General features: G+C 65.6%; 7 protein-coding genes and 1 riboswitch. Of the genes, 1 reads left to right on the plus strand and 6 read right to left on the minus strand.

Features of this window, described 5'->3' with window-relative positions; translation table 11 throughout:
- Positions 1–101: 101 nt before the first annotated feature.
- Positions 102–216, minus strand: a riboswitch (S-adenosyl-L-homocysteine riboswitch).
- Positions 217–283: 67 nt separating this feature from the next.
- Entirely contained in the window at positions 284–895 is a 612-nt protein-coding gene (locus tag ABEA02_RS13520) for an FMN-binding negative transcriptional regulator (RefSeq protein WP_345533596.1), read from the minus strand.
- Positions 896–1,131: 236 nt separating this feature from the next.
- Here ABEA02_RS13520 and ABEA02_RS13525 point away from each other — a divergent pair, with 236 nt between their 5' ends.
- Positions 1,132–2,523, plus strand: a complete 1,392-nt coding sequence (locus ABEA02_RS13525) for an MATE family efflux transporter (protein ID WP_345533597.1) — start codon at positions 1,132–1,134, stop codon at positions 2,521–2,523.
- Positions 2,524–2,526: 3 nt separating this feature from the next.
- Here the strand turns inward: ABEA02_RS13525 and ABEA02_RS13530 are convergent, their stop codons facing one another.
- From ABEA02_RS13530 to ABEA02_RS13550, 5 genes are read right to left on the minus strand one after another with little or no spacing between them, the layout of a single operon-like run.
- A complete protein-coding gene (locus ABEA02_RS13530; protein ID WP_345533598.1) occupies positions 2,527–3,309 on the minus strand; it encodes a YfaP family protein in 783 nt (260 codons plus the stop codon).
- Positions 3,310–3,368: 59 nt separating this feature from the next.
- Positions 3,369–5,051, minus strand: a complete 1,683-nt coding sequence (locus ABEA02_RS13535; RefSeq protein ID WP_345533599.1) for a DUF2300 domain-containing protein — start codon at positions 5,049–5,051, stop codon at positions 3,369–3,371.
- A gap of 5 nt (positions 5,052–5,056) precedes the next feature.
- Complete coding sequence (locus ABEA02_RS13540; protein ID WP_345533600.1) at positions 5,057–9,655, minus strand: alpha-2-macroglobulin family protein; 4,599 nt, start codon at positions 9,653–9,655, stop codon at positions 5,057–5,059.
- Positions 9,574–10,248, minus strand: coding sequence for a DUF1175 family protein (locus ABEA02_RS13545; protein WP_345533601.1), 675 nt, complete (start codon positions 10,246–10,248; stop codon positions 9,574–9,576). Before ABEA02_RS13545 ends, ABEA02_RS13540 begins: the two co-directional genes overlap by 82 nt.
- On the minus strand, positions 10,245–11,966 hold the full coding sequence (locus ABEA02_RS13550) for a DUF2138 family protein (RefSeq protein ID WP_345533602.1): 1,722 nt from the start codon (positions 11,964–11,966) through the stop codon (positions 10,245–10,247). The genes ABEA02_RS13545 and ABEA02_RS13550 overlap by 4 nt, the downstream gene beginning before the upstream one ends.
- Positions 11,967–12,188: the final 222 nt, after the last annotated feature.

A 12,188-nucleotide genomic window follows, 5' to 3' on the forward strand; every position in this document is an offset into this window, starting at 1 on the left:
TTGAAACGGTGCGGCCAAGTCACTGGATCCCCGCCTTCGCGGGAATGACGATAAGGACGATAGGGAACCGGTCCTTGCTCACCATTCCGCGCGAACGCCTGAAGCGGTGAGCGCCGTTGAATCTGGCCGCCGGTTCAGGCACTTGAAGCAGGCCTGCGGCGGGGTCCGAGCCTGGGATCTTGTCGTGGGACAGACCTCGCAGCGCTCCTCGGAAGGGACCCACATTATAGGCGGGCGGCCCGGCAATGGCCAAACGCGGCGGGCGCGCTACGGCAAAGCGGTTTCAGTCGCCGAAACCCGCCGCAAGATTGCGCAGCATGAGGCTGGCGACGCCTTGCGAGTTGTCGTCTTCGAACTGCCCCAGATTGGCGAGGATGCTTTGCTGGTCTTCGCGCGATTTGTTCTGCGAGAGCTTGAACTTGGCGCTGGTCTCCAGGGGCTCCAGTGCGAAGCAGTGGATGGCGGGCAGGAGGCGCGCGCGTTGGGCCGCTGTCATGTGGCCGGGCTGGGCGGGGTCGTCAAAGGCTTGCGTGAGGCGGTCGAGCAAGGCTTGTGCGGCGTCGCCCTGCAGCACATGCAGGCGGGCGCGTACATGGACGGCGGTGTAGTTCCAGGTGGGGACGGAGGCTTCCGCATACCAGCTGGGCGAAACATAGCAGTGCGGGCCCTGGAAGATCGCCAGAGCCTCGGCGCCTTCGTTGAGCGCTGCGCTGTGCGGGTTGGCCATGGCGACGTGGCCCAGCAGCCAGCCGCGCTCATCGGCCACGAGGGGTACGTGGCTGACCAGGGGTTGGCCCTCAACCACGCTCATGAGGGTGGCGAAGGGGTGGGCTGCAATGAGCTCGCGGATCAGGGCGGTGTCGGTCTCGATGAAGCGGGCGGGTGAATAGAGCATGTGGCGTGTTCTGGAGTAGCCGGGGTCCGGGCGGAAGGCGGGACGGGTGAGTCAGGATAGCAAGACTTGGCGGGCCATCTGTCTGCGCGGCAAAAGCAGGCTGGAGGGTGGGGCAATTTGTCTTGAAAACGTTTTCATGAGAGATTGCGAGGCTCGTTGGCAGGCGTTTTCCCGGGATCCCGATTGCGGGGTGCGTCAAGGTTGCCTGCGCCCGTACTTGTTGCCGTCGGCCCCTCATGTCACAGCCCATTGCCCCTCACCCGCAGCCACGCTTGTTCAGCGTGACCTGGCCCATCTTTGCCGAACAATTCCTGAGCATGCTCGGCGGGGCGGTGCTGGTGGGGCGCGTCAGCCAGATTTCGGACGACACGGCGGCGGCCTTTGCGCTGGCCAACCAGATCTTCCTGGCCTTCATGCTGCTGTTCCGCATCGTCAGCATTGGCGCCAGCGTGGTGGTGACGCAGTACCTCGGCGCGGCGGATCGGGCTGGGGCCGAGCGTATTGCGCGTGCGGCGCTGGCCGGCTGCACCTGGACGGGGGTGGTCTGCGGTGCGGTGGTCATGCTCGGCGCCCAGCCGTTGCTGCGGCTCATGCAGCTGCCGCCCGATCTGGATTCCATCGCCATGCCCTACCTGATTGCGTTGGGGCTGGGGCTCCTGTTCGATGCGCTCAACCTTGCACTGAGTGCCGTGGCGCGTGCCTATGCCTACACACGCTCGTCCCTGCTGATCAGCGTGATGGTGCTGGTCGTGCACCTGGGCCTTGGGTTGCTGTTGATGGCAGGCGTGGGACCACTGCCCGCGATGGGGGTGATGGGGTTGGGTGTTGCGCTGATCCTCAGCCGCATCGTGGGCCTTGCGACCGGGCTTTACCTGTGGCGCGCTGTCTTGCAGATTCGCCCGCGCCTGGCCGACCTGTGGCACCTGCGCCGCCGCGAACTGGGCGAGATGTTGCACATCGGCCTGCCTGCTGCGGCAGAGAACATCGCCTACCGCCTGAGTTTCATGATCATCCTGTCCTTCGTTGCGGCCATGGGGCCAGCGGCGCTGGCCACGCATAGCTACACCTTTTCCATCATGAGCTTCATCCTGCTGGCCGGGCTCACCATCGGCTTCGGCACGGAGATCATCGTGGGCCACCGCATCGGTGCAGGGCGCTTGCATGAAGCGAACCAACAGGTGCATGCGGCCATGCGCTGGGGGCTGGGCATCACGCTGGGTGTGGCGCTGCTGGCGGCGCTGGCGGGCAAGCCCTTGCTGCGTTTGTTCACGCAGGACGAGCAGATCGTCGAAGCTGGCGCGCAGCTGCTGTGGCTGTGCCTGCTGCTGGAGCCGGGGCGCACCTTCAACCTGGTGGTCATCAACGGGCTGCGCGCCACGGGTGATGCGCGCTTTCCGGTGCTGGCCGGTGTGGTGTCCATGTTCGTTGTGGCCGTAGGTCTGGCCTGGTGGCTGGGCGTGCACCTGGGCTGGGGCCTGCCGGGTGTGTGGCTGGCCTTTGCGGCAGACGAATGGATACGCGGCCTCAGCATGGCCGCGCGCTGGCACTGGCGCGGCTGGCTGGGCCATGCGCATGCGACGCGGCGCAGGGTGCGCGGGCCCTGGGGAGTGCGCGGCCGGCAGAGCTGAAGCTCAGGGGTACTGGAAGGCGCGGATCAGCGTGAGTTCGCCGGGTTTGCGCAGGGGAACCCGGAACAGCTGTTGTTTCTCGCGCGGCGTACCTTCGTCGGTGACGATGGCGACCTGTGCGGTGGTCAGCTCGTCGTCACGGTCACCGCCGGCACCGTAGTAATTGACGTAGACGAGGTAGGTGCCGCGCATCTGCGAAGGGCTGGCGATGATCTCGGGACCATAGCCGGTCGTGACGTCGACGTCGAGCGCCGTGCCATCCGTGGCCTGGCGATTCCCGAAGTAGATGTGTTCGCCAGCCGGGGTGACGAGGTGGAGGTCGAGGTCGGAGCCGTCGCTGTCCCACGAGAGGGTGACGCGCACATGCGGCCGACTGCGGCCACTATAGGCTTCGTAGTACTGCGTGCGCTGGCGCTCGCCGTTGTTGCCACGCACTTCGATGCTGTTGCTGCCGGCGGGGAAGGCGTAGGGGCGGGCGAAGCTGCCGTCCGCATCCACGCGCTGCGGCATGGCGCTGCCGTTGATGACCAGTGTCAGTGGTTTGCCGTCCTTGGGTGTCTTCGCAATGCGGCCACGGATCAGACTGCCGGCCTGTTGCGTGTTGCGCACATTCACGCGCACGGCAGGGTAGGTGACGTCCTGCATGAAGCTGCTGTTTTCCTTGCTGCTGTTGCGCCAGCCGCCGGCGGGACTTTCGAGCGTGATGCCGGCGGAATGGACCGGTATGGTGGTGAGCATGCCGATGGTGGCCAGGATGAGCGTGTGGGCAGAGCGATGAGGCGTCATGGTCTGTGCTTTCAGTGCTGGAGCATGCGTGCAAGTAACGGGGTAACGGTGTAGCAGGGTCATGGTGTCCCCAGGATCAGGTGGCGTGCCAGGCGTTCGACGAAGTCTTCGTTGTCGGCGCGTGGATGGCCTTCGAAGGCGAGATGCAGGTATTCGTGTGCAATGGCGAGCCGATCCTGCTGCGACTGCCAGCCGTGCACGTAGATGCGTCGCTTGTGCATGTCGGCATGCGGGTTGGTGCTGCGGGCCATGCAGACGGGGGGCGTTTGCGCCGGTGCGCTGTAGCCGGCTTCTGCCTGCAATTGTCTGTGCCAGCGCGGTAGGTTGTCGTGCAGCCACTTCTGTGCGGCCGGTGCAGCGATACAGCGCTCGCCTGCGGTAACGGCAGCGCTGCTGAGGTTGCTGTCAGGAAAGGCAGTGCTCAGGATGCGCAGGAAGTGCTCGCCCGAGTTGGCGGACTGGCGCGCAGTGGTCCAGGAGAGGACGCCGTGCGAGGCTTTGTCGAGGTGGTATTGCGCCGGGCGGTCGAGCACGAGGCCGTCGCTCCAGTCGGCAATGGCGCGCGCGGCGGCGCTGGCCGGGCGCGGGCTGACGCGCTGGGTGGCGGTGCTGTCGTCGATGGCGAGGCAGTCCCTGTCCGGCCGGGCGTTCTGCAAGAGGTAGCTGCGGATGACGACAGCGAGGGCGCGTGCGGCATCGCGGGGTTCGGCTGCGGCTTCGCGGTCGATGACGCGGGCGACATACTCGTTGATGCTGAACTTGCCCGTGATGCTCGGCGAGTTGTCGCGCTGCGCGAGCTGGAGCTCGCCGTTGGCGTTGAAGTCCAGGCTGTTGCCGTTCTCGAAGTGGGCGCGGAAGTGGCCCGTGAGCGCACCGGGCCGCGCTGGCTGCCCGCTGGCTAGCGCGACAAGCTGCTTGAGCGGGTAGCGTTTGAAGAAGTGCACGCGGATGCATTGCGCATCATCCGGCACCTGCTGGCGCATCAGGGTGTCGCTCAGGGCAGGGGCGCTGCGGCGCAGGACTTCGATGCCGGCGCCGCGCCCGGCGAGCCAGAACGGGGAGCCATCAGCCAGCCAGCCGGCAGCGCCGCCGCGTCGCATGCCGGGGTGGCGCGGGTCGGGCATGGTCCAGGTTTTGGGGCGCAGCAGGCCGCCAAGGTGGTCGAGGGCGTCGCCAGCAGTGTTCTGGCCAAGTACGTGGAGCAGGGTGTGACTGGCGTGGTGGCGCACGTCGGCGGGGACGGCATCCAGCGCAGCAAGCAGCTCGGCAACGGGCACCGCATGACGCTCATGCAGGTTCGAGAGTTTGTGCAGCCAGGCTGGTGCTTGCTGGGCCACCCAGAAGTCTCGCCAGTTCGTTGGCTGCAGTTGCAGGCGGGTCGGCTCGAAGTAGCGGCCGCAGGATTTGATGAGCGCATCTTCGCGGCCGATGCGGCCACCTGCTTCGCAGCAGTAGGCTTCTTCGCGGTCGTTGCCACGGCACTGGTAGTCGGGCGACGTCTGTTGCTGGGCGACGAGGTAGCTGAAGACGAAGAGCTTCCAGAGGCTGCCCAGCTCGGCGGATGGGAGTGGCGTTTCATCCGCACTCAGACTCGCGCCGTTGATGCGGTAGCTGGCGAGTTCGCCGTGCGTCTGCGTCACGAATCGTGTGGCCTCCGTTGCCGGCAACGTGGCGCCGCATGCGCTGCCTGCGAACAGGAGCGCTGCGAGGACACTGCCGGCGAACGGGAGACGGAGGCGCATGAAGGCTATTCCACGTTGAGCTGCCAGCTGCCCTTGCCTTCGTTCTGGAAGGCTTTGTCATTGGGCTGGTACATGCGGTGGAAGCGTGCCGGCGGCAGCGTGAAGCGGCCACGCTGACCGAAGCGCACGAGCTGGCGCAGGACGACGGGCTTGTCGAGTGACTCGACGGGGACGCCGTAGGCGAGCGAGGACATCTGGTAGGGCGGGCGCTCGAAGCTGGAGGCTTCATCGCCGCCCAGCCCCTCGATTTGCAGGCCCCAGGACGTGCCCTCGATTTCGGCACCGGGAGGCAGTGCGACTTCGAGCAGGCCGTAGCGCGGGCGCGTGTTGCCGCGCGGGGTGAGCCGCACTTCGTCGACGTAGAGCTTGTCGGTGCGCAAGGCGGTGCCGGGCGACACGGGGACGGCCTGGAACTGCATGGCCTCTCCCTTCTCGACGAGCTGGTAGAGCGTGCGAGTGATGCCGACATTGAGACGGTGCGGTTCGGGCGTGTCGGTGTCATAGCGCAACACGGCGACGCCGGGTGTGGCAGGGGCGTTGGCAAGGCTCAGGGTTTCGGGCTGGCGCTCGCGGTTTTCCCACTGCCAGCGTGTGTTGCCACTGAGGGTGGTGCGGGCGCGCCAGCCTTCCGGCTGCAGCTTGCCGGGAGCGCCAGCGGGGCTGCCGGCGACGGCACGTTGCAGCCATACCAGGGTCAGGGCGCGGTCGATGGTGGGTTGCTGTTCGCGCACGCTGCCGAGGATCTCGGTGAGCGACGCTTCCTGATTGCCCGGCGCGCCCAGCAGGAGCAGGGCGCGCGCGAGGGGTGCGTTGCTGCCACGCAGGGCGGTGGCTGCTGCGATGCTGGCCGGGCGTGCGGGCTGGCGCAGTTCGCGGCGTAGCTGGCCGACGATCAGCTCGGCAAGCTGGCGACCTTGCAGGGAGTCTGGCGCGGCCATGATGACGCTGTCGTAGTCGCCGACATTGCTGCGCGTCGCGGCAGCGCTGCTGTCGAGTGCACGTTCGACATCCTGCAGCACGGTTTCCACCGGCAGCCCCATCTGGCGCATCCACCACACCACCAGCGCGCGATGCAGGGCAGGCGTGGTGCTGGCGTGCTTGGCGTAGAGGGCGGAGAGGCTTTCCCAGTGCTGCGCGGGCAGTTGCAGGCCCAGTGCGCGGCTGGCGTACCAGTCGGCGTAGTAGGCGTAGCCCGTGAGGAACAGGGACTCGCTGCTGCCATTGCCCCACCAGCCAAAGGCGGCTTCGGGCCCGGCCAGTGCGATGAGGCGCTGGCGCTGGGTCTGCAGCGTGCGGGCGAGCGGTTGTGCGAGTGGTGTGTCGGTGGTGGCGGGCAGTGATTGATAGGCGAGGCTGAGCGGGATCAGTCGCGAGGCGGTCTGCTCGACGCAGCCCCAGGGGTAACTGATCAGGTCGTCTGCCGCGTCGCTGAAGTACTGCGCGCTGTTGCCTGCAAAAGCCAGCTCGACATTGCGGGCGCCCATGGGGAGCTTGATGGGCGTGCTGCGGCCTTGCAGCGGGATGATGTCCTGCTGACGGCTTGGCCAGTTGCCGGCGCTGAGCTGGACCTGCGCGACGAGCTGGTCGGCACGTTTGCCATCAAGCAGGAGCTCGGCGCTGACCGGGCCAGCCTGCAGCTTGCGCACGGGCACGCTGACAAAGTTGGGGCCGGGGTTGAGCGAGAGGTTGCGACGCTGATCGAGACCGGCGCCTGCCAGTACCAGGTCGGCCTTGCGGGCTTGTTGTCCGCGGTTGAAGACGACGAGGTCGACAACGGGCTGGTCGTTGCCACGGAAGTGGCGCGGCCCGGTCCATTTGACGTACACCGGTTTGTCGGAAGCGACGTACTGGATCTTCTGGCCGGTGACGCCGTCCTTGTTGAGGGCGCGTACGGTGATGCGCCAGCGGGTGAGCGAGTCGGGCATGACGAAGGACAGGCGTGCATTGCCTTTGTCGTCCGTGACCAGTCGGGGCTGCCAGGCCGCCGTGTCGACGTCGTCGCGACGCGGGCGTTCCAGCACCTTGACGCCGCGTTCGGGGTAGCGATTGCCGCCGGCAGCACTGCGCTCGGGGCTGCGTGCCATGTCATAGGTGATGAACGACAGGCTGGCGGCCGTGCGTACGTTGTTGCGGCGGAAGTGATAGAAGAACTCGTTGATGTCCGGCGCGATCTCGGGTTGCAGCACGTAGATCATTTCATCGACGACGCTGACGACGAGTTGCGTGGAGGCGGGCTTGCCATCGAGCTTGCTATTGATATCGATGTTGACCGTCTCGCCCGGTTGGTAGGTGGCACGCTCGGGTTTGATGTCGAGCGCGATGCCGGGCTGGCTGACGACCAGGCCGGCGTTGCTGAAGATGTAGTCCTTGCCTTGCGTATAGAGCACCGAGAAGGTGATGTTGGGCGAGAAGGTGTCGCGCACCGGGATGCGCGCGCGCCACTGCGTGTCGGACAGGCGTGTCAGATTCACCCAGTCGGCAGCGCGCGAGAGCAGGGCGTGTTGCTCGACCTGGTCGCGTTCCAGTGTGAGCAGGGCATCGCCCACCGGCTGCGGGAAGGTGATGAGGGCTTCGGCCGTGTCGCCGGGCTTGTAGCGGTCGCGGTCGAGCACGATCTCGACGCTGCCGGGGCCAGCCTTGAGGCCGTTGCCGGCAACCCAGTGGCTGGTGGCGCCCAGCACGTTGTTGCTGGCGTCGCGCACGGTGACGGTGTAGCTGCCGGGCTTGCTGAAGGCAACGCTGAACTTGTCTGTGTTGGCGGCGATATTGCCATTGCTGCGTTCGCGCGATTCCAGACGCACGGCTTCCCAGCGTGCTGGCGGGCGACCGCCTTCGCCAAGGGCTGTGAGGGTGAATTCCACATTGCTGGCGGCGGGGCTGAAGTTGCGCTCGGTGGTGAGCTTCCAGGGATTGCTGCCGCGCTCGACGAGGAACTCGCGTGTGATCTTGACGCGATACGCGGCGCCATCGCTGGCCAGCACCGTCAGTGCGTAGCGGCTGGGCTGGGTGGCGGCCGGCAGGCTGATGTCGGCTTCGCCGTTCTTGTCGGCGATGATTTCCTGCTGCTCCAGTGATACGGGCACTTGTGCGGCGTACTGCATTTCGCCGTCGACCATGGTGATCTGCTGCGCGCGTACCGACAGGGTCAGGCGGGCGTTGATGACGGGCTTGCCATCGGAGTAGGTGAGTTTTACCTTGCCCGTGATGGGCTCGTTGGTGCGCAGCTCCGGCTTGCTCATCAGCAGGTTGATCTCGAAGTGCGGCTTGATGTACTCGGCTACGCGGAAGGCGGCGCCGTAGGTGTCGCCGCGATAGCTCATGCGGATGTCGTAACCGCCGGCATTGGCGTTGTCAGGCAGACGGAAGCGTGTGTCTGCGCCACCGTCGCCCTTGAAGGACTGCTTGCGCGAGAAGAGGGGTGTGCCGGCAGGGTCAAAGACCTGCATCTGTACATCGGCATCCTGTGCGCGGCGCGAGTTGCGGGCATCGAGGAATTCGCGTCCCAGCAGCTTGACCATGACTTCGTCGCCGGGGCGATACAGCGGCCGGTCGGTGATGGCGTAGAGCTTGGTGTTGTAGATCTCGGAGTCGTAGTAGAAATTTTCGGAGATGAAGACGCCACCCGCCGCGTCGCTGCCCAGCAGGAAGGAGCGTTCGGGGCTGGTATGCGTGAGGCGGGCGATGCCGTCACGGTCCGTTGTGCCACGGGCGAGTACGCCGGCGCCATCGCTCCATTGCAGGTTGGCGCCGGGGACGGGGCGGCCGGTCAGGCGATCTGCCGTCCACACCAGCATCTGTTTGCCTGAGGTTTTGGTGATGGCTTGCGTGTCGCTGACGAAGACCAGGGTCTGGGCGCGGAAGCCGCCGACGATGGCTTCGACCAGATAGAGGCCGGGGTTCAGCTTGCCGACGGGAATCATGAGATTGCCGGGCGAAGCGGCCATGAACTCGCTGCTGCTGCCGGGGAGTTTGACGTCGTTGGGCGGGGTGATGGGGCGTGCGCGCGCGACGGGGTAGCGGAACTGGCTGATCAGGTCGAAGCCTTCCAGCGGCTTGTAGGCGTTGCTGACTTCAAATTCCGGCGCCTTGTTGATGTCGGGTTGCTTGAGCTGGGGTTGCTGTTCCGTCGCGGTCTTGCGCAGATCGGCCGAGGTGATGCGCTGCCAAGCGCGGCGCGAGGCTTTGTACCAGCGATCCCACAGTGCGGTGAGGGTGTTGGAGAGTCCTTCGCCCTGGTAACGGCCCTTGGTATCCGGACGGTGCAGGTTCTTCTGTTGCTGCAGGAATTCCAGCGGTTTGGGTACGCGGTAGACAACGATGTCGACGCCGCCGTATTGCGCGACTTCACCGTACTGGGTGGAGCCGGGAATCTCGATGCGTACGCGTGCGGTTTCCTTGCTGCTCCAGCTGTTGTCGGAGAGCAGGAAGAAGGGTTCGCCCTTGACGGGGGTATAGCCCGTGGGCGCAACGGCAGGCAGTTCGGCGCGCAGGGGCGTCGTCGGGAGCGCGCAGCACAGCGCGATCAGGGCGCCAAGAACGAGAGCCGGAATACGCCTGCGAAGTTGGGATTGCTGCTGATGGGTCGCCACCGCGTGTCCTTCCATTGCAAGAGATCTTTCAGAGGGGTGGCCCGCAGGCCATTGTCTTGAGGTGTGACGGTGCCGGTGTGATAGGCGATCCAGCCGCCCATGCACACCATCAGGTGCTGGTCGTCACCCTGGTCAAAAAACAGCAGATCACCGGCTTCGGCCTGTCCGTACTCGCGGCTGACAAGACGAGTGTTGCGGGTGATCAGGGCGCTGGCGGTCACGAAGGCGGAAACCTTGCCGTCGAGCGTGATCCAGCGGTGGCGCAACTGGCGTTGCGTATCACTCAGGTCGAGCGGCGGCGGCAGTTGTTGCCCCTGCACGCCATTGGCTTGGCGCCAGGCGTCGTTATGCTCGTTGAGGGATTCGGCCACGGCAAAGCGTACGAGGCCGGCGCAGTCGCGATGTGTCCAGCGCGGGTTGGGGCCACGCTGCAACTGTTCGCGCACCAGCCAGGTGAGCCAGGCACGGAAGCGCCGCGATTGTTCGCGATCAAGCATGTTGGGCTCGTCCACGCCATCCGCTCGCAGGGCGAGGCTGCTTGGGGCGTGCAACAAGGCGGCCAGCGCGGGGATGGCTGCCAGCCAGCGACGACGCGCGGCGTCGTTCATTTGGCCTCGTAGCTCCAGTTGAGTGGCACCCATGCGAGTGTTGCCGTCGGTTCGACGGGCAGGGTGGCGACAAAGGCCGGGTGGCGCCTCAGTGCCTGCAGTCGGGGTGTCAGTTGTGTGCGCACGACGCCGCTGAAGACGGGTTCCTTGTCACGCGGCAAAGCTGCGTTGGCTTCGGTCTGCAGCAGTTGGGCGAGGCGCGCCGGCACGATGCGCAGCACGGTGCTGCCGGCATTGCCCAGCCCGTCGGCGGCTGCGGGGAAGCGCTTGTTGCTGACGGCCAGCGCGTCTTCGGCCAGGCGTGCATCGGGTGAGAAGGCTGCCCAGCGTCCGGACAGAGCGAGGGATACGGGGAAGTAGCGTGGCCCGCTGACGGCCTTCAGCTTGTCGTTGCCATTCTTCTTGTCCGTACCGAAGGGTGAGGAGACAATGCGGCTCAGCACGGTGGCGTTACCCGTCTTGCGGGACTCGACGGGGAAGCGCCCACCTTCCTGGTCTGGCTCGAAGGCGCCGATGCTGCTTTCAAAAAGTTTGAGCAGCAGCGGGGCGGCGCGTCTGGCTGCGTCATCGCTTTTGAACTGCGCGACAAAAAGCGGTGCATTGAGCTGGGATTTGGCATACCAACACATGCCCAGCGGCCCCTGCAGCGCATCGCGCAGAGTGCTTTTGTCTGCCGGGCTAAGGCTGGCACCCACTGCGGGCTCCAGTGTCGTCCAGTTCACCGGCAGGCTCACGCAGGCTGCGCCCTGGCCCGGCATGGCTTGCCAGAGTGCTGTGCGATCGCCGGCGTTTGTCATGCCGGCTGCCAACAACTGGCTTGACCATTGCGTCCCGTCAAAGTCGAAACGCATGGCTTCGATGCCGGGGAAAAACGCCTGATAGCCAAAGGACAGGAAGTGCGCGGCGAGTGCGGCGCGATGCCCTTTGACGGGTTGGTCGGGCAGTTGAAAGCGCTTTGACAGGAAGGCGGCCCCGTTTTTGCCAGCCAACAGTGCTGCGAGCCGCTCTGCGCGCTCCGGGATGAGCTGGGTCAGTTTGTCGGGCGCCGCGATTTCCAGCCCGTGCTGCTTTTCTGCGGGGCTGGATGGCAAAGGGGTGTTGTCCGGCGTGCGATCTCCGAACAGCATGCCGGCGTCAGAGATCACGAGAGTGCGATCCCCGTGACTGGCGAACAGCAGGGTGCGTTTGTCGTTGAGATGGAGGGCGAAGACCTTGACCTGTTTGCCTTCGACATTGAGCTCGCCAGCGATGCGCAGCTGGCTGTCGCGCAGCGCAAGTTTTGCCAGCGTGTCGGTCAGGCGGGCCAGCGTATTGCGGCGGATGGACAGTACCCAGTAGCGCAGGCTGCCATTGGGGGCGCGCCACAGTGCCAGGTCGGCGGGCTCGTCGAGCAGGTTCGACAGAAAGTGGTCGCCCAGGGTCATGTCGTGCTCGAAAGCGATGCGTCGCAGCGCGCCCTCGGCGGATAGCCGGGTTTCGTTCTGGGCGTAGTAGAAAACAAAGTCTTCGCTGAGCACCTCGCGCAGCATCGGCAGCTTGAGGATGTCGGCCGGCATGCGAGCAAGGTGCTCGCTGGAGACCAGTGCGTCCGGCCTGTTGAGATCAATGTCGATGTAGCGGGCGCCGAAGGTGCCTTGCTCGCGCATCGCTGCGGAGACCACGATGCCAATGCCGCAAAGAAGGGTGGCCAGAATACCGAACCGGATTGCTCGCTTCATCAGATGAACCTCTCCTTGCTTCGCTGGGACATGTGTGGCGCGGGGCAGTATAGCGGTATCACATGCGAATACTCATGGTAACGAAGTGCCCGCGCATAAGTGCAGGCACGTCTTTGCATGTGGCTGCGGATGACACCGCTAGTGGTTTTTCAGCGAAGTGGGCGCGGGTGGTTGATGTGCCGCAGCTGATGTGCGTCAAGCGCATGTCGGCCCGTGACTGCT

It is taken from the genome of Viridibacterium curvum, assembly GCF_039544165.1.
GTDB classification, from domain to species: Bacteria; Pseudomonadota; Gammaproteobacteria; order Burkholderiales; family Rhodocyclaceae; genus Viridibacterium; species Viridibacterium curvum.

Excerpts from the sequence above, each read along its gene's own strand:
- ABEA02_RS13545 (WP_345533601.1), bottom strand. The coding sequence starts at position 10,248 with ATGAACGACGCCGCGCGTCGTCGCTGGCTGGCAGCCATCCCCGCGCTG.
- ABEA02_RS13540 (WP_345533600.1), bottom strand. The coding sequence starts at position 9,655 with ATGGAAGGACACGCGGTGGCGACCCATCAGCAGCAATCCCAACTTCGC.
- ABEA02_RS13520 (WP_345533596.1), bottom strand. The coding sequence starts at position 895 with ATGCTCTATTCACCCGCCCGCTTCATCGAGACCGACACCGCCCTGATC.
- ABEA02_RS13535 (WP_345533599.1), bottom strand. The coding sequence starts at position 5,051 with ATGCGCCTCCGTCTCCCGTTCGCCGGCAGTGTCCTCGCAGCGCTCCTG.
- ABEA02_RS13530 (WP_345533598.1), bottom strand. The coding sequence starts at position 3,309 with ATGACGCCTCATCGCTCTGCCCACACGCTCATCCTGGCCACCATCGGC.
- ABEA02_RS13550 (WP_345533602.1), bottom strand. The coding sequence starts at position 11,966 with ATGAAGCGAGCAATCCGGTTCGGTATTCTGGCCACCCTTCTTTGCGGC.
- ABEA02_RS13525 (WP_345533597.1), top strand. The coding sequence starts at position 1,132 with ATGTCACAGCCCATTGCCCCTCACCCGCAGCCACGCTTGTTCAGCGTG.